Genomic DNA, 17,666 nt, shown 5'->3' on the forward strand with positions numbered 1-17,666 from the left:
AGCCCTGCGGGACTTGGCCAACCCGTGTCCTTCGTCCGTCGTGTCTCAACTTTGATCATGCGCTGCGCCGGTAATCTGCCGCAGTTCCTCTATCATCGCCTTGACGGCGGGAATGCCCAGCGAGCTTTCCCGCAGATAGATGCCGGCTGCAGATCGCGCCAATGAAGGGCAGACCGGCAAGACCCGCAGCCCGTCGCGACTGACCAGAGGCTGCAGCTGCAGCGGCACCTGCATTGCGAGATTGGAGTGCCGGATCAGGTGCAGCCCTGCGGTGAAAGACGTGGTCTGGGCAGCGAACCGCGGAGTGCCGAGTTGCTGTTGGGTAAAATACCGCGTCAGCAGCTCGCGACTGCCTGGAACCTGGCTATAGCTCACCCACTCCATGTCCTTCAGGTCGGAGGGCGACAGCACCTCCTTGTTGGCGCAGGGCATGTCTTTGGCCAGGGCGACCGCCTGTTCCACCTCAAGCAGCGGAATGACGTGCAGCAGAAACTCCGAACCCAGCGGCTCGATCGTTCCCAGAACGAGATCGAGTTCGCCGTTCACCAGCAGAGGCAGGGTCTGGGCATTGTTGCGGGCGATAAGGTCGAGCCGCAGCATCGGAAACGACTTGCGGGCGGCCAGAAAGGCTTGAGTTACATAGCGAAGATGAAAGAGCGGGCCAGCGCCGACCCGCAGGGTTTCCATCCCGGCATTTTCCAGAATTCCGATTTCTTCGCTCGCCTGCCGGTATTCCTGCTCGATGCGACTGGCATGACGCAGGTAAATTCGTCCCGCCGCTGTCAATTCCATGCCACGCGGTCTGCGCTCGAACAGCTCGACACCCAGACGCTCTTCAAGGGTCACCAGCCGCTTGGTGAGTGCGGGTTGCGTCAGGTTGAGCCGTTGCGCTGCCACTGTGAGATTGCCAAGTCGCGCCACAGTGAGAAATGCTGCAAGCTGCCGGTCCATCGAAATTCCAAAAAGTTATGACAAATGTGATTTAAAGAAATTTTACATATGGGGTTGCCGCTGGCAAGGTCCACCTACAGTTTTGCAGGAGCACCATGTTGCGCATTCTTTTTGTCATCCCCGAATTAGCCCGTCGGCGTTTGCTGCCGCTTGGGATCGGCGATGCCTCACACGTTCCGGCCCCTATGATCGGGCAATCCGTGCCAAGCGTCACATTGCGCCATCGCCTGGCAAATCGCGGTCCCGGCGATAGCCCGCCTCCTGCGGTCGCTCGGTGAAGAGGCCATGACCTTCGATATCGATGGCTTTGTTCATCCTGCGACGCGGGCCGAGCGGCGCTGACCCCGACAATTGAATCCTAGACACGGACCCAACCATGAAAACTGTTTTCGTTCTGTTCGACAGTCTCAACAGGCATATGCTGGGATGTTATGGGGGAAGCCGGGTACCGACGCCGAATTTCGACCGTCTGGCGGCACGAGGGCAGGTGTTTGAAAAGCACTATGTCGGCTCGCTGCCCTGCATGCCGGCACGGCGCGACATGCTGACTGGACACCTCAGTTTCCTCCATCGGTCCTGGGGACCGCTCGAACCCTTCGACAATGCCTTTCCGGAACTGCTTCAGGAGAAGGGCGTCCACAGCCATCTGGTAACCGATCACTATCATTACTGGGAGGATGGCGGGGCGACCTATCACAACCGCTACAATACGTTCGAGTTCATTCGTGGTCAGGAAAGCGATCCGTGGAAGGCTCTGGTTCAGCCTCCCTGGGAGCGTTTGCGTGAGAAATATCACGCCAACCAGCTTGAACTCATCGACAATGCCCCCAAGCACAAGGCCCACCTGATCAATCGCGAATATATCCGCGAGGAGAAGGATTTTCCTTCGGTTCAGTGCTTCCAGGCCGGTTTTGAGTTTCTTGAGGCCAACCGCCAGGCCGATGACTGGCTACTGCAAATCGAGACCTTTGATCCGCACGAGCCCTTCTATGCCCCGGACCGGTTCAAGGAGCCGTTTGATACCGGCTGGAAGGGCGGGATTCTGGACTGGCCGCGTTACGGCCGGGTCGAGGAACTGCCAAAGGAAGCGGAGGAACTGCGAGCCAATTATTATGCGGTCGTGTCACTTTGTGACGCGCTTCTGGGACGGCTGCTCGATGAGTTCGATGCGCATGACATGTGGAAGGACACCGCGCTCGTGGTCACGACCGATCACGGCTTCCTGTTGGGCGAGCATGATTTCTGGGCCAAGAACCGGATGAACATCTACGAGGAAATTGCCCATATTCCGCTGCTGCTGCACGACCCGCGCAATCCCGGTCCTGCGCGGGTAAACCGTTTGACCCAGTCCACCGATCTGGCCCCGACCTTTCTGGATTTTTGGAACATAGAGGCCCCGGTCGAGATGCAGGGCCAGTCCTTGTTGCGTGCAAAAGAGCGTGAGGCGGTCGTCTTCGGTTATTTCGGCGGCGCGGTCAACGTGACGGACGGGGACCGCAGCTATCACCGCTTTCCCGGCGACATCGCTGGCAAGGAAATCAATCAGTACACCTTGATGCCCACTCACATTACCTCACGATTTTCAACGCGGGAGTTGCAGATGGCGACCCTTGCCCCTCCCTTTGACTGGACCAAGAATGTTCCGCTGTTGAAGGTGCCGGTGACCGAAAGATCGCCGATGTATTACAATTACGGCCCCGGTTGCCTGCTGGAGAATGAGACCCGCCTTTATGATCTGGTCGACGATCCCGGACAGGAACGTCCGCTGGATGATCCTGCCCTGGAGCGGGAGATGTTGGCAAAGATGCTGCGCCAGATGCAGGTCAACGATGCCCCGCGCGAGGCATATGACCGGCTTGATATCTTGGCCGAGCCTGAAAACGCAACCTAACCCAAATTCAGGGCGTAGCCCTCTGGCCGTCGGCAGCAGTCCAGATTGTCTGTGCGAAGCGGGACGTTGAATAATTTTGAGAAAGAGCATGAGAAACCGGTCCAGCAAGCTTCCTTGGCGGCATTTGATCGACGCCGCTACGCTGCGCGACGATCTGTTCGCCGCGATTACCGGAGCGGCCATCGTGTTGCCTCAAGCAATTGCATTTGCCTCGATCGCCGGTTTGCCACCGTCTTACGGCCTGTATTCGGCAATGATCACGCCGGTGGTTGCGGCGCTTTGCGGTTCCTCCCGCATCGTGGTTTCGGGACCGACCACAGCTGTTTCGGCGCTGGTTTTCGCGGCACTTTCACCAACCTATGTGTCCGGCTCCACCGAATGGATCGGGGCGGCACTGGTGCTGACATTGCTTGTGGGGGGAATTCAGCTGGCCATAGGACTGGCGCGGCTGGGGCGGTTTCTCACCTTCGTTTCGACGCCTGTCGTCAATGGTTTCAGCGCTGGCGCGGCAATTCTGATCGCGATGAGCCAGTTGGGTGATGTGCTGGATGTTACCCTGCCGCGCCTCGGTGCCCCGATGGCCTTCTTGTCGCAGCTTGTCGTGGCTCTTCCAAGCGCGGTGCCGGCTGCGATCGTCGTCGCTGGCGTGACCATGTCGGTTGCACTGATATTGCGCGTCTATCTCCCCGCATTGCCTGGCCACCTTGTCGCGCTTGCTATTGGTGGCTTGGTCAATTGGGGTTTCGATCTGGGAACACGGACCGTCGGGTCGGTTCCGTCGATCTTCCCGACGCCCTCGATGCCGAGTGTTTCGACCACGAACCTGATGACACTTGCCCAACCGGCACTGGCCATTGCCATCGTCGGCCTGATGCAATCCGTGACCGTGGCGAGGCTTTACGCGCATCGCCGGGACGAGACGCTCGATGGCAGTCGCGAGATCATCGGTCAGGGTCTTTCCAATCTGGTCGGGCCATTCTTCTCGGCCTATGCCGGTTCCGGTTCGCTGACGCGCACCGCCATCAACCATGAGGCAGGTGCCCGCACGCCGCTTGCAGCAGTCTTCGCTTCCGTTGCACTGATCGCGTTCCTGTTTTTTGTCGCGCCCCTCATCAGCGAATTGCCCATTCCAGCGATGGCGGCGGTGATCATCCTCGTTGCCTGGCACCAGATCCGCTTCGCCGAGTTCCACCGTCTAGCTCGGCAATCGCGGCGCGACGCCTTCACCTTCTTCATCACCTTCACCGCGGCCATCACGGTCGGCTTGGAGTTTGCAGTGTTTGCAGGCGTGTTGCTCAGCCTAGCGCTGTTTCTCAACGAAACCACGAATGCCGAGCTTGAACTGACTGTCCCTGATCAGAACCGACCCAACCATTCGTTTCACAATGTGTGCCACGGCGATCCGGAATGCCCGCAACTGCTGTTTGGTCGCCTCAACGGACCGCTTTATTTTGGCGTGGTCGAGAAGCTGCGGCAGACCCTGCGTCGGATAGAGCTCGAACGGCCTGATCAGAAAAACCTGGTGCTCAAGCTTACCGGGATCGGGCAACTCGACCTTGCCGGGGCGGAATTGCTGATCGAGGAAGGGCGTCGCCGCCGCGCACGTGGCGGGCGATTGCACCTGACCTCCCGCTACATTCCGCTGCTTGACCGCATGAGGCAATATGGCGTGGTCGAGGCGCTGCACGACGAGAATATCTACAGCCACCGGCATGACGCGATTGCCGCCATCGTTCCCAATCAACTGGATGCCGATATCTGCGCGGGTTGCAAGGCGCGGATCTTTCACGAATGCCCCCCACAGTCCCCGCCCGGCGAAACCCCGTCACCTTCAAAAAAGAGGCCAGAATGATCCGCCCTCCGAGAGATCATGCAGCGCGCGCCAAGCCGACGGTCCATGACAGCACGCCTCGAAAAAGGTGCCGTTATCCGTTTCGAAAGGTCGAAGACATGACGCAGGCCGGCGAGATTTCAAACCGAAGACCCTGTTCAGGCAATTCCGGATCATCGGATACCAGTTCGGTCGGCATGTCCCTGATGGACCTCTTGATCATGACATCAGTGACGACACCGCAAACCCTTTTGACACGAGGATCGACATGAATTTACAGGAGGCGGTACCGGAAGCCCGAAAATTGATACCCGGCTTGAAGTTCACGACAGCAGCGTTTGAACGCCGTGATCAATTTGACGCATGGTGCGATTTTACCTCGTCCATGTGCGATCTGGAGGCAATCGAATCCCCGAAAGCAGGATTTGTGGCCAGCGCGGAATCCTATTATCTCGGATCGTTGCAACTGACGTCGTTCAAGCTGTCACCGATGCGGTTCAAATATACCAATGACATCATACGCAAGGCCAGCATCGATCACTGGTGCATCAGCGTAGTGACCAAAGGCACGGCTGCTGCTGCAACGGACGACAGAGGTTTCCGCGCCATGGCCGGTGACACGGTGCTACACTCCTATGCCCGGCCGTTCGAAGGCCGAATGGAGGTCACCGACTATTCCGGCCTGTTCCTCAGCCGTGACGAATTCTGGGATGTCGCCGATCAACTCGACAATGCAGCGCATCAACAGGTGCGCGGACCGATGTCCTACATCCTGGGAGATTTCATCGCCTCTCTTGAGCAGCGCGCAAGCAAGCTGACCGTTTCGGAAGGCAAGGCAGTCAACGACGCCTTCGGCCATCTGCTGCGTGCCATGGTTCGCCAGACGCCGGGGAGCATGGAGGCGGCCAGGGCCCCTATCGCTGCGGCGCAATTCGAACGGGCCAGGCGCTACATCAACGCTCATCTGAAATCACCGGGTTTGACACCCGACATGATCTGCCGGAACGTTGGCCTGTCACGCCGCCAGCTCTATTATCTCTTTGAACAATATGGGGGCGTTGCAACCTATATCCGCAACCGCCGATTGGCCGCCACTTACAACGTGCTGATCAAGAGCGTGCAAAAGAGGCAGATCAGTCAGGTCGCTTATGAATACGGGTTTTCCAGCCTGTCGTCCTTCTCGCGTCAGTTCCACGCTCGATACGGCTTTGCACCAGGCGAGGCACGCGCCGCATGGCTTGCCGACGGTAAATCGTGTATGCGGGAGGCGGGTATTTTTGTCGATTGGCTGCAACTGTCCGAGGACAGCTGAAAAGTCAGGCCCGTGGTGTCAAGTGTTGCCCGATCCGGACATGTGCCGCTGACGAGAGGAACGCTGCGGGGTCGAGGCGAGATGCGCATTTTGCACGTGAACGCAAGGCTCCTGCACGCTGCGTCATTTACGCCTGTTCGTTCGACACCGTAATGTATCCGGCGTTTTGCCGCTGTGGCCAGCACAATCCGCCGTGCCGTTTTTTCAGTGCACCGGGTCCGTTTCAGGGGAAATAACTTGTCCAAGGTCAATGAACCGAATATTTTTGCGAAGGCGACCTGTCCCACCGACGCCGCCATCCACGTCCACCGTTTTCCCGCCACATCACGACTGCTGCACTGGATCGTTGCGGTACTGGTGCTGGCGACATGGCCGCTTGGGTTCTTCATCAAGTTCACCAACAACGAGGTGAAGCTGGATTTCTACATGATCCATGAAAGCCTCGGTTTCCTTCTGCTGTGGGTGATGCTGCTGCGGGTTGGCAACAAGCTACTCGTCCAGGCGCCACCGGCCGAAGGTCCCGCAATCGAACGCTTCGCGGCGGCGACAGTGCACGGGCTGCTCTATCTCTTCCTTGTCATCATGCCGGTCAGCGGCTTTCTCGCCACAAATGCCCACGGTTTTCCGCTTCACTGGTTCGGCCACGTTGCGATCTGGAGCCCGGTCGGCAAGGCACCGGAGATTGCCTGGATGTTTTCCGCGGTTCACAGCTGGACCGCATGGATACTTTTGGCGCTTTTCGCGTTGCATATCGGCGCGGTCTTGCTTCATCATGTAATCAAGCGTGATAACACCCTGTACCGCATACTCTAGGGAACTCTATGGCCAGCTTGGAGATGAACGATACCATATGGTCGCGCCTGCTGGCACTCCGGCAGGGTACAGGCGAGGTCGTGACGACAGAGGACGCTTTTCGCCTGTATGGACCGATTGCAGGGGCATGTGGCCGTTTTGTGCTGGCACAGGTGGGCCAGTCCCTCGATGGCCGCATTGCAACGCCGGCGGGTGACGCCCGTGACATTTCCGGGCGGGACGGACTTGCGCACCTTCATCGATGCCGCGCTTTGGTGGAAGCGGTGATAGTCGGCGTGAGCACCGTCAAGGCCGATGACCCAAGGCTGTCCGTCAGAATGGTCAAAGGCCTGTCTCCGGTGCGGGTGATCGTCGATTGCCACGCCGAACTTGATGGCAGCGAGAGCCTCTTTCACGACGGAGGCGCTCCGGTCATCGTGTTTCGCAGCGCGATTTCGCAAGGGCAGCCCTTGCCAGGAGCGGAGGTCATCAAACTTACGCCCAAGCTCTGCGGCCTTGATCCGCAGGACATTCTGGACGAACTTGGCAAGCGCAAGTTCCACCGCGTGCTTGTGGAAGGCGGGGCGCGGACCATTGCGCGTTTCGTTGAAGCCGGGCTGGTTGACCGGCTCCACGTTGCGATTTCACCGATCATCATCGGTTCGGGCCCCTCTGGTATCAGCCTGTCCCCGATCGAGCGGCTGACTGGCGCCCACCGACCGCCGACCGAGGTCTACAATCTTGGCAGCGACATTCTGTTTGACTGTCAACTGAGGGCAGAAGGCCTGTCAGCCCGGCAGAGCCAAGATGTCGGTATGGCCCACCAGGTATGAGCTGTCCGGCTTGCCAAGTTGCGCCAGCCTGTAGGCAAGCCACTGATCGATTGCGTCATCTGTGGCGCCCGACATTTCGATCAGTGGCGTGCGCAGCCCTTTCAGCGACTCGGCATTCAACTCGGCCATGTCGTCGGCAAGTTGCCACGGACTGTCGCCCGTGCGGATGGAGAAACCGCGCATGGCAAACTGCCGGGTCAGGCATGCGACAGCATCGGGACCCAGCGCCGGCCCCAGCCCCTTGTCGGTCCGTTGATGCCGGTTGAACAGGTCAACCATGCCGGTATCGCGCGGATGTTCGGGAAACCAGCGCATGGTGCCGTCGTAGTTCAGGGCGGCGTATAGTCCACAGCCTGCGGCCGCGAGCCGTTCAGCCAATTGCGCACAGAAACGCTCGGAACAAAGATCGAAAAGTGCGGAAGCGGTCACGACCGACACATCGTCCAGCGGCAGGCGGTCAAGGTCGTTGAGATCATGCCGGTGGAATGTCACGTCGCAGGCGGTCCCAATCCGGCGCTCTGCCTCGTCCAGCAGCAGCGGATCATTGTCCAACATCCGCCAGCGTGTGCCGGCCGGCAGCAGACCGGCAAGGCTGCGGAAAGTCGATCCGGTCCCGCAACCAATATCAAGGACGAGGGGGGCGTCCTGGCCGCGAAGATAGTCCGATAGACTGTCCATCAGCCCGGCATGTCGCGCCGCCCGGTCGGCAGGCTCGCGCAGTGCAAGCCAGCTCGTGTCGAATCCGCTCAAGATATTGTCTCCAATCTGGTGGAGATGATGCCAACGGTCTGGTCCCAGCCCGGCAATTGCGCCCCGGCGCGTCGGGATGCTTGCGCTTTTCGCCGGCGCAAATCCTTGTTGGTGATCAGATTGCGCAACGCCTGACTGAAGGCGTCGATGTCATCGACTGCCACCATTTCGGCTGCATCTTCCGGCACCACTTCGGGAATGGCACCGGCGCGGCAAGCCACAATCGGCAATCCCTGTGACAGGGCTTCGGCGAACACCATACCGTATCCTTCAAAACGCGAGGCAAGCGCAAAGATATCTGCCGAAGCCAGAAGCGCCTGCGCATCATTGCATTCTCCGATGATCTGTATCCGATCGCTCAGGTCGAGCCTGTCCACCTGTTGGTGCAGTGCTGCGGCCGTCTGGGCATCGAGTGTCTCGCTGCCGGCAATCGTCACCCGCCAGGACAGCGTCTCGATCCGCTTGAGGGCGTCGATCAGCACGTCATGGCCCTTGCGCCGGGTCAGTGAGCCGATCGAGACAATATGCGGCGGATCGCCATCGCACGTCGCCGGCAGGGCGGGATTAGTGCCAGGAATGGCAACGACAAGTCTGTCTTCGCCGACATCATAATGGCGAGTGAGCTCGCGGGCCGTGGTCGTCGAGGTGACGATGACATCGCATGCACAAGACAGCGCATGCCGCTCGCTTTCGCGAAGCTCACGCTGTGTCACGGCATCCAGCCCTGTTTCGAGGGCCAGCGGATGATGAACCAGTGCCACGATGCGCAGCCGCTGCGCCTCCCGGACCGCCCATTGATCGAGAATACCAAAGGCAAGGCCGTCAATCACCACCAGCGCGCCATCGGGCAACTCCGACAAACGGTGCTCGGCATCCCGTTTGGCGACCTGGGTTGGGAAGGGAAAGCCCTCACCCAGCGGCAGACACTCGACCGTCCAGCCGAGCTTTTGCAGGCCTGTGATGACATGGCGGTCATAGGCGTAACCACCGGTCTTCAAAGTGAGATCGCCGGGAAAGGCAAATGTGACGCAACGAGAGTTCAAAGGTCCGCCTCATACCAGCCGCGGGCGGCGTGCGATTCATGCAAGGTGACCTTGAGCCGGCAAATGCGGTGGCTTCCAGATCCAAGTTTCTTGTCCGATACGGCGCCAGCCAGCTGGTCAAAGATGTACTTGGCAATGACCTCCGTGGTCGTCACCTTGCCTTTGAAGATCGGCAGCTGATCCAGATTCTGGTAGTTGAGCGGTTTCAGCACCTCGCCCAGAACCGATGTGGCAGCCCCGATGTCGACCGCCAGACCATCCTCATCAACATCACGCGTGAAAAAGGCGGCATCGACCACAAATGTTGCGCCATGCATGCCTTGGGCAGGGCCGAAGACGGGACGGGGAAGGCTGTGGGCAATCATGATGTGGTCGCGAACTTCAATGGCGAACATGCTTTTCTACTCCGTGTAGCAAATGCGATGGCAAAGGGTTTGGGGATCGTCGAGTATGGCCGGATAGGCGGCGGTGAGGTCGCGAAAGCGGATTTCACCAGATATCAAGGCGTCCAGTCGATCATCACGTAGAAGTTCGAGTGCCTTGGCCAGTCGCCGCGCATAGGTCCATCTCATCCTGCGCGCTGCAGGCAGGTTGCCAACCTGCGAGCTGGCGATCATCAGCCTGCGTGAATGGAAGGCGCCGCCGAGCGGCAAGCTGACAGAGCGGTCACCATGCCAGCTCGCTTCAACAATACGGGCTTCGTGACCGGCAAGTTCGATCGCGCGCGACAAAGCCTTGGCTGAGCCGGAAGCGTTGACAAGAACATCGAAATCGCCCGCCACCGCTTCACCGGTCGCAAACTCTATTCCAAGACCAGCCGCAAGCGGCGCGCGTATCGGATTCGGGTCGATCAGCACGACCTCGGTGCCAATGATTGCGCGGGCCAAATGGGCAACAAGGGTACCAACCACGCCCGCACCGAACACGGCGACCCGATCACCCGGCAGGATTTCGGCGTCCCAGACGATGTTCAACGCGGTTTCCATGTTGGCTGTCAGCACGGCCCGTGCGGCGGGAAGACCATCGGGCAGAGGTACGGCCGCATCGAGCGCAACATTGAACCGCTCCTGATGCGGATAGAGGCAGAACACGGTGCGGCCAAGCAACGAAGCATCGCCCTTTTCCACCACGCCGACGGCCGCGTATCCGTATTTCACTGGAAACGGGAAAGCGCCAGACATGTTCGGGCCGCGCATGCTTTCGAATTCACTGGGTGGCACCCTGCCGTGGAAGATCAGGCTTTCCGTCCCGCGACTGATCCCGCTGTAAAGCATGCGGATCTGGACCTCGCCTTCCTCCGGTTTGGGCAAATGTTCCGCGCGTATCTCGCAACGACCGGGGGATGCAAACCACAATGCGCATGCACGGGGCACTGCATCCTCGATGTTGGCCGTTCCGATAACACGTTTCATGCAGTCTTCCTGACATTGGGCCGAGAGGATATCTCGGCTCCCGGGTTCGAAAAAGGGGGCAGTGGCGCCGAAGATATACCGCCCCACAAATCTTCACATTGCGACCATATCGCTTTTTTGTCGTTCGGGTATCATGACAACATGTGCCATGCTTCCGCTAACGATTGTCGAGGTGTGCAATTTGCTTGTCATTTCGTGCGAACAGGCCGTTTGACCATGGAAAGCGACAAGGAAATTCGGCAAATGGCTGGCAAGGTCGCCGACGCATAGTGAATGGCTCCGCCACGATAATTCAAATACTCCAAGCCTTTCGGAGAACTCGCTCATGACACATATAGACGGCTGCAGTTTTCAGTTTGTTTCCCCCGCCATGCCAGTGGAGCGCGCCGTGGCTGAACTGCGTTTCGGGCGCCCGGTCGTCGTTGCCGATGGGCGTCGCCGCTTGGCAGTGCTGGCGCTGGATTGCGTTGCAGCCAGCGTTTACGATCAGTTTGCCGCTGCAGTCGAGGATCGCCACGCACTGTTCCTGACGTCATCGCGTGCTGAGCGGCTGCAGCCGCCGGTCTGCGAAGAGATGGCCGTTCCGCTGCAGGGCATCGGTTACGATGCCGCCTCGCATCTGGTCTATGGGCTCGGTGCGGCGGTGCCCACGCAATGGCGCAGCGCCGATCCGATGATGAGGGTGGGTGCCGAACTGGCGCGGCTGGCATTGCTGCTGCCCGCCGTGATATGCGCCGAGATAGCTGGGATCGAAAGCCGCTTTGCGGCCTGTTGCGAAATCGAAAAACACGCCCTCCTGGCCACAGGTGCTGCGCGCCAGAGATTCGAGACCGTGGTGCGAACCAAAGTGCCGCTGCGCGAACTTGGCGACGCAGAATTCGTCGTGTTCCGGGGTGGTCTTGCCCAAAAGGACCAGGTTGCGATCATCGTGGGTCGGCTGGATACCGGTGGCGTGGTGCCAATCCGTATCCATTCCTCCTGCATTACGGGCGATCTTTGCGCGTCGCTGAAATGCGATTGCGGCGACCAGTTGCGCAACGGGCTTGCCGCGCTGAAGGCGATGGGCGGCGGCGTGCTCCTCTATCTCGACCAGGAAGGTCGCGGCACGGGCATTGGCGCCAAGATGCGGGCCTATGGCTACCAGCATCTCGGGCTGGACACGATCGATGCGGATGCCGAACTTGGTTATGGCAGCGACGGCCGCCGCTACGAGGCGGCAATCGCCATGTTGCGGGGGCTGGATATAACAAAGGTCTCGGTCCTGACCAACAATCCGGCGAAACTGGCTGCCTTGGCCGACGGTGGCATCGCCGTGGAGAAACGCGTGGCCCTGCCGGGGGAGGTCACCGCCGAAAATGCCGGCTATCTGCGCACCAAGCAGAAGCGGGCCGGCCATATGCTCGATATCGAAACCCTGCTTGCCGCCGAATAATGCCATGCAGTCGCAGGAGCCATCAGCCATGGAACACCCTGTCGGCGATCGCGGACCGTCGCCGGCGTTGAATACCAGCGCGCTGGCCGTGCTGGCCGGCGTGTTCACGGTGTCAACGATCGCCTATCTCCCACTTGCTTGGTACCTGTCGCTTGAGCACGGCATCGGCATTGCCGCGGCAATGCTGCTGCTTGCCATCTTTGCGCTTGTGTTCAACGGGCTGCAGCACCACCGATATCAGAGCTTTGGCCAGGCAAACACGATTACCGCCGCCAGGGCTGCGATGGTTAGCCTCGTTGCGGCGGCGGTGTTCTATCCGCCGGCGACGCAGAGCATCGCGAATGCCCCCTGGAGCTTCGTCATCCTTGTGCTGCTGGCGCTTGCATTGGATGGGCTCGACGGCCATCTGGCGCGCCGCTACGGGCAAGAATCCAATCTTGGCGCCCGCTTTGACATGGAGATCGATGCGCTGCTGATCCTCTGCCTCTCTGCTGCCGGTTACTTTCTGGGCAAGGCCGGAGCGTGGATCCTGCTGATCGGCCTCATGCGTTATGGTTTCGTGCTGGCGCAATACTGGCTGCCGCGTCTCGGCGGAGAACTCCAGCCTTCGCAGCGGCGCAAACTTGTTTGCGTGGGCCAGGTGGCAGCCCTTTGTGCAATCTTGATGCCCTTCGTCAACGCACCCATTTCCAGCTGGATTGCAGGCTTTGCACTGTTGTTGCTATCCTACTCTTTCTCGGTGGATTGCCTCTATCTGTTGAGCGAAACCCGAGAGGAAGAGCAATGACCATGCTTGCCAGGATCGACATGGCGATCGGCGTGACGCGGTCGCTGCTGATCTATTATGGCCAGCCCTGGCGCCGCCGGGCGCTCAGGCGTTTCTACCGGGATATTGTTGCGCCGGGGGACCTCGTCTTCGATATCGGCGCCCATGTCGGCAGCCGCAGTCGGACGCTGATGTCGCTTGGTGCAGACGTCGTGGCGGTGGAGCCGCAGCCGGTCTTTGCCCAGCTGATCGAAAGACAGCTTGGCAACCGGCTGAAAGGCTTGGAGTGTGTGGCAATCGGCGCAGCGCAGGGCGAGGCGACCTTGCATATTTCCAGCCGCCACCCGACCCTGACGACAATATCGGACCGTTTCATCGACGGCGTTGGGCAGGCTGAGGGTTTCCGCAACGTGGTCTGGGACAGCACGGTCACGATGCCTGTCACCACGCTTGACCGTCTGATCGAGACATATGGCCTGCCACGTTTCTGCAAGATCGATGTCGAGGGCGCCGAGAGCGACATATTGCGCGGTCTTTCCCAGCCGATCCCGCTGATCGCCTTCGAGTATATTCCCGCCCTGCCGCAGGTCGCGCGCGAGGCGATCGAGCGTCTCGGCCAACTCGGGCACTATGTCTTTCGGCGCGTGATCGGCGAGAGCCACCGATTTGTCGATGCCGAGTGGAAACAGGCGGAGGCGCTGCTGGCCGTTCTGGAAAAGCTGACGCCCGACAGCAGGTCTGGTGACATTTACGCCCGGCTGGCACAGTGAGATCGCCTGTCAGCTCACATCCGGCGCCCGGACCTGCCGATCAGCGAGACGATCAGCATGACAATGCCGGGAAGGGCGGTGCCGGTCAGCGAGAAAACGCCATAGAGCAGACTTGCTGCAAGACCCTCTGCACCGGTGAAACCGAAAAGTGGCCAGAGCGCGACAGCCGCGGCTTCCCGTGTGCCCCATCCGCCGACACCAATGGGCATGAGCATGGCCAGCAGGCAGAGCGGCACGGCGGTGAAGGCCGCAATCGGTGGCAGGGCGGCACCGACTGCATCGGAAGCCAGCAAGAAGGTCGCCACATAGGTGCCGATGATCAGGACGCTGAGCCCCGCCTGCGTACGAAACGCGCCGTCCTGCCAGAATGCTGCGGCGAGATCCGGCCCGAGGCGACCGAAGCGGGCTTTCAGCGGCTTGTGCAGCCACAAGGCAAAGATCACGATCACCGCAATGATGGCCGAGACGACCAGCGCCAGCGGCACAGGGTCGATGGGCAGGGTTTGGGGCAGCAGGATTGCCCAACAGATAAGGCCGAGACAGGTCAGCAGGAAGAAGGCGAACTGCCCGGACAGCCGTTCGAGCACCACGGCGGTTGCCGCGCGTTTCCATCCGCCTGCCAGCGCGTCGCTGTTGCGGTAGACCCGCGCCGCATCACCGGCGACGCCACCCGGCAGGATCTGGTTCAGAACGCCGCCGAGATAATATTCCCGGATCGCAACCGACGTGGGGATAAGATGGCCGAGACGTGCCGCGGTAAAGCGCCAGCGCTGCGCCGACAGCACGATCTGTATCTGGACCACGACAACTGCCGCGACCACATGGCCGGGCGGCACACGACCGAGCGCGTCGAGCACGCCGGCTGGGTCGACGATGGCGACCATGACAGCCAGGAGCAGGATGCCGGCGCATATGGCGAGGATCTTCATCTTTGCCATGGCGGGCTCATCTCGATTGCCGGGTTGAAAGCGGCGCGCCAATGGTCTGATCTGCGGGCAGAAGGGTTAAACGCATGATGCAATTGACGTCTGGCGAGGGCAAGGGACAGGTCCACGGCTGGAAGGCCGGCCTTGCCGTTCTGGTGTTTGCCGTCATCGGTTTTGTCGCCTGCACGATGCCGGACAGTCCTGAAGGCTTCCATGTCCATGTTCTCCTGCGCCTGCCGCTCGAACTGCCGCTGGCCGCGCTCGCGATGTTGCTGTTGCCCCGGCGACTGGCGCTTGCCACGGCGCTTCTTGCCACGATAACGGTCCTTTGTCTCCTGTTTCTGAAGCTGGCTGATATCGGGGTGATCTCGGCCTTCCAGCGCCGGTTCAATCCCTATCTCGATGTCAAAATGATGCTGGACGGCTGGAACATGCTGTCCGGCGCGATTGGCACGGCATCCGCTGCATTGGCAATCGTACTGGCGGTTGCGGTACTTGCAGTGATGGTCTGGCTTTTCTGGTGGGCATGCAGGGGCATGGTCCGGCTTCATCGATCCCCCCGCCGCATTGCCGTCGCGGCCTTCGTCATCATGCTTGTCGCTGGACTTCTGGCCCTTGCTAGCGGCACCTTCGGCCTGGCGCGCGATGTGGCTGACCTGCGCGTCGGGCGTTATCTCGGCGAGCGGCTTTCGCTGGTTGCGCGATCCGTTGCCGATATCAGGGCATTCGACGCAGAGCTGTCGGCCGTGGATCTGGACGTCGACAGGGGCAGCCGATTTGCCCATGTCAGGGGCCGCGACGTGATCCTCGTCTTTGTCGAATCCTATGGGCGAAGCGCCATAGAGGATCCTCGCTATGCCGGAATGATCCAACCGCGCCTGGCCGAGATCGAACAGCAGCTTCGGGGCGGAGGCTTTGCCTCGGCCAGCGGCTGGGTCCGTTCGCCGACCGTTGGCGGTCTGAGCTGGCTTGCCCATGGAACGTTGCTTTCGGGCCTGCGGGTCGACAGCCAGGCCCGCTACGACCGGCTGATGGTCAGTGATCGACCGAGCCTCAACCGGCTGTTCCGTGAGGCGGGTTGGCGGACGGCGGCCGTCATGCCGGCAATAACCATGGATTGGCCGGAAGCCGCCTATTTCGGCTATGACCAGATCCTGACCGCCAGGGATCTGGGTTATCGCGGCAAGCCATTCAACTGGGTGACCATGCCCGACCAATATACGCTTTCCGCGTTCGAGCGCCTTTCGCGCCGGCCGGCGGGTGGGGCCGATCGACCGGTCATGGCCGAAATCGCGCTGATTTCCAGCCATGCCCCCTGGACGCCCGTACCGAAGATGATCGACTGGGATGCGGTCGGCGATGGCACTGTCTTTGACAGCCAGGCCGAAAGCGGCGACACGCCGGCCGTTGTCTGGGCCGATCACGATCGTGTCCGTCGCCAATATGTCGAAACCATCGACTATTCGCTTCAGGCGCTGGCAAGCTATATGCTGAATTACGGGCGGGATGCTGTTTTCGTGATCCTCGGTGATCACCAGCCGGCGGCGCTGGTCACCGGCCCGGATGCCTCCCGGGCCGTCCCCGTGCATGTCGTCAGCAGCGACCCCATCCTTGTCGATCGCTTCATTGCCGACGGTTTTGCGGCCGGCATGATGCCCTCGCCGCAAGGGGCGGAACCGCCCATGGACGGGCTGCGCGAACGCCTGATCCGACATTTCAGTTCTCCATGATCCTCGTCAGGAACAAATCCTGCGCTCCAGGGCTGGCGCATTACGCCATCGCGCAACCGAATGGGTGTGACGCGCATAACAGGGCTCTCTCCGGAATTTCAGCTCTACCGGCTTACAGGCCGCGAGGATTGGTCTCGCGGGCCGGAAGCGAAAGGGAGAGCGCCTGTCATGGCCATGCCGCAACCGCAGCACTATCAGGACCTGGACACCCGGATCCGTGAGGATCGCTTCACAACGCTGGTGAAGCAAAAGACCAAACAGTTTTCCTACTGGCGCAACCTTCTCGCCCCGATTGCCGAGGTGGAATGTGACGAGACCGGAGAGCAGGGGTTCAGCGCCACCGTCAGGGGGCATGATCTTGGCAGGCTGCATATCGCCTCGTTGCGTGTCGATGCAATGAAATATCGCCGCACGCCTCAGCTGATCCGGCGCAGCAACGTCGATCACTGGCAGCTCGTCTTGCGCCGCAGCGGTTCGGAATTCAGCAGTTCGAGCGGCAATGCCCTGCGCAGTTCGCCGGGAAGTCTGGATTTGCGCTCGCTGACCCTGCCGTCCATCGCCCATTCCACCGCCGGCGAGACGATCTACATATGGATGAAACGCGACAATTTCGCGGCCATGGCTGCCAGTCTCGATGCCGCCAGCCACCGGCCCATCCACGGGCCGATGAAGAACATCCTGCAGGAATTCATCCTGACGCTTGAACGCTACCGTTCGACGCTCACCCATCGGGATGTACCGGCATTGGTGGGGTCGCTAACCGCCCTGCTCGGTGCGCTGGTGAGGCCGTCACGGGACGGGTGCGAAGCAGCGGCGACGCCGATTGCCGCAAGCCAGCTTGCGATGGCCCGCAGATATGTTGATGCCAATATCGCATCGCCGACGCTCGGCGTGGAGGGGCTGTGCCGGGCGTTGGGGGTCTCGCGCCGCAAGCTCTACTACCTGTTCGAACATTGTGGTGGCGTTTCAAGCTTCATTCGCGAGCGTCGGCTTGTTGCATGCCATGCGGTGCTGGAGGACATTGCCGATGCCAGGCTGATCAGTACCGTCGCCTATGACCATGGCTTCACCGATCCGGCTCAGTTCAGCCGTCAGTTTCGTGCGCATTTCGGCTATAGCCCGAAAGAGGCGCGCGAGTTCCGGCTTTGCGGCCACGTGATCCAGACCGGCGTGCCGAGCAGTTTCTCGCAATGGCTGCTGGGGCCACACGGCTGCTGACATTGCGGC

The 17,666-nt window shown here is 60.6% G+C and carries 16 protein-coding genes; 10 read left to right on the forward strand and 6 right to left on the reverse strand.

Going from position 1 to position 17,666, the window contains the following annotated elements; translation table 11 throughout:
- Positions 1-45: 45 nt before the first annotated feature.
- Positions 46-951, reverse strand: coding sequence for a LysR family transcriptional regulator (locus AGR1_RS24730; protein ID WP_149148644.1), 906 nt, complete (start codon positions 949-951; stop codon positions 46-48).
- Positions 952-1,327: 376 nt separating this feature from the next.
- Here AGR1_RS24730 and AGR1_RS24735 point away from each other — a divergent pair, with 376 nt between their 5' ends.
- The 5 genes from AGR1_RS24735 to AGR1_RS24755 all read left to right on the forward strand — a co-directional run bounded on the left by AGR1_RS24735 (position 1,328) and on the right by AGR1_RS24755 (position 7,610).
- Entirely contained in the window at positions 1,328-2,842 is a 1,515-nt protein-coding gene (locus AGR1_RS24735) for a sulfatase (RefSeq protein ID WP_149148645.1), read from the forward strand.
- 88 nt (positions 2,843-2,930) lie between these two features.
- Positions 2,931-4,694 (forward strand): SulP family inorganic anion transporter, encoded by a 1,764-nt coding sequence (locus tag AGR1_RS24740; RefSeq protein ID WP_149148646.1) that lies wholly within the window; start codon positions 2,931-2,933, stop codon positions 4,692-4,694.
- 247 nt (positions 4,695-4,941) lie between these two features.
- A complete protein-coding gene (locus tag AGR1_RS24745) occupies positions 4,942-5,985 on the forward strand; it encodes a helix-turn-helix domain-containing protein (protein WP_149148647.1) in 1,044 nt (347 codons plus the stop codon).
- A gap of 237 nt (positions 5,986-6,222) precedes the next feature.
- Positions 6,223-6,798, forward strand: a complete 576-nt coding sequence (locus AGR1_RS24750; protein WP_210248753.1) for a cytochrome b — start codon at positions 6,223-6,225, stop codon at positions 6,796-6,798.
- A gap of 23 nt (positions 6,799-6,821) precedes the next feature.
- Positions 6,822-7,610 (forward strand): RibD family protein, encoded by a 789-nt coding sequence (locus AGR1_RS24755; protein WP_246669734.1) that lies wholly within the window; start codon positions 6,822-6,824, stop codon positions 7,608-7,610.
- Here the strand turns inward: AGR1_RS24755 and AGR1_RS24760 are convergent.
- Genes AGR1_RS24760 through AGR1_RS24775 form a run of 4 tightly spaced genes read right to left on the reverse strand, consistent with a single transcriptional unit; the run spans position 7,566 to position 10,815 of the window.
- On the reverse strand, positions 7,566-8,360 hold the full coding sequence (locus AGR1_RS24760) for a class I SAM-dependent methyltransferase (RefSeq protein WP_149148649.1): 795 nt from the start codon (positions 8,358-8,360) through the stop codon (positions 7,566-7,568). The genes AGR1_RS24755 and AGR1_RS24760 overlap by 45 nt on opposite strands.
- Positions 8,357-9,403, reverse strand: coding sequence for a glycosyltransferase family 4 protein (locus AGR1_RS24765; RefSeq protein WP_149148650.1), 1,047 nt, complete (start codon positions 9,401-9,403; stop codon positions 8,357-8,359). Before AGR1_RS24765 ends, AGR1_RS24760 begins: the two co-directional genes overlap by 4 nt.
- Entirely contained in the window at positions 9,400-9,798 is a 399-nt protein-coding gene (locus tag AGR1_RS24770) for a 6-carboxytetrahydropterin synthase (RefSeq protein ID WP_149148651.1), read from the reverse strand. The genes AGR1_RS24765 and AGR1_RS24770 overlap by 4 nt, the downstream gene beginning before the upstream one ends.
- A 6-nt stretch (positions 9,799-9,804) precedes the next feature.
- A complete protein-coding gene (locus AGR1_RS24775) occupies positions 9,805-10,815 on the reverse strand; it encodes a zinc-binding alcohol dehydrogenase (protein WP_149148652.1) in 1,011 nt (336 codons plus the stop codon).
- Positions 10,816-11,140: 325 nt separating this feature from the next.
- Between AGR1_RS24775 and ribA the strand changes: the two genes are divergently transcribed.
- From ribA to AGR1_RS24790, 3 genes are read left to right on the forward strand one after another with little or no spacing between them, the layout of a single operon-like run.
- Positions 11,141-12,247, forward strand: coding sequence for a GTP cyclohydrolase II RibA (gene ribA / locus AGR1_RS24780; RefSeq protein WP_149148653.1), 1,107 nt, complete (start codon positions 11,141-11,143; stop codon positions 12,245-12,247).
- A gap of 28 nt (positions 12,248-12,275) precedes the next feature.
- Positions 12,276-13,034, forward strand: a complete 759-nt coding sequence (locus AGR1_RS24785) for a CDP-alcohol phosphatidyltransferase family protein (RefSeq protein WP_246669735.1) — start codon at positions 12,276-12,278, stop codon at positions 13,032-13,034.
- Complete coding sequence (locus AGR1_RS24790) at positions 13,031-13,783, forward strand: FkbM family methyltransferase (protein WP_149148655.1); 753 nt, start codon at positions 13,031-13,033, stop codon at positions 13,781-13,783. Before AGR1_RS24785 ends, AGR1_RS24790 begins: the two co-directional genes overlap by 4 nt.
- A 14-nt stretch (positions 13,784-13,797) precedes the next feature.
- Here the strand turns inward: AGR1_RS24790 and AGR1_RS24795 are convergent, their stop codons facing one another.
- Positions 13,798-14,721, reverse strand: a complete 924-nt coding sequence (locus tag AGR1_RS24795; RefSeq protein WP_149148656.1) for a lysylphosphatidylglycerol synthase transmembrane domain-containing protein — start codon at positions 14,719-14,721, stop codon at positions 13,798-13,800.
- 74 nt (positions 14,722-14,795) lie between these two features.
- On the opposite strand from AGR1_RS24795, the gene AGR1_RS24800 reads away from it, so the two are divergent.
- Together AGR1_RS24800 and AGR1_RS24805 are read left to right on the forward strand one after the other, a co-directional pair.
- Positions 14,796-16,439 (forward strand): sulfatase, encoded by a 1,644-nt coding sequence (locus tag AGR1_RS24800; protein WP_246669736.1) that lies wholly within the window; start codon positions 14,796-14,798, stop codon positions 16,437-16,439.
- 168 nt (positions 16,440-16,607) lie between these two features.
- Positions 16,608-17,657: a helix-turn-helix domain-containing protein gene (locus AGR1_RS24805; protein WP_187772282.1), complete on the forward strand. Its 1,050-nt coding sequence runs from the start codon at positions 16,608-16,610 to the stop codon at positions 17,655-17,657.
- The last annotated feature ends 9 nt before the right edge of the window (positions 17,658-17,666 follow it).

Source organism: Agrobacterium sp. B1(2019) (assembly GCF_008274755.1).
In the GTDB taxonomy this organism is placed as follows: domain Bacteria; phylum Pseudomonadota; class Alphaproteobacteria; order Rhizobiales; family Rhizobiaceae; genus Agrobacterium; species Agrobacterium salinitolerans.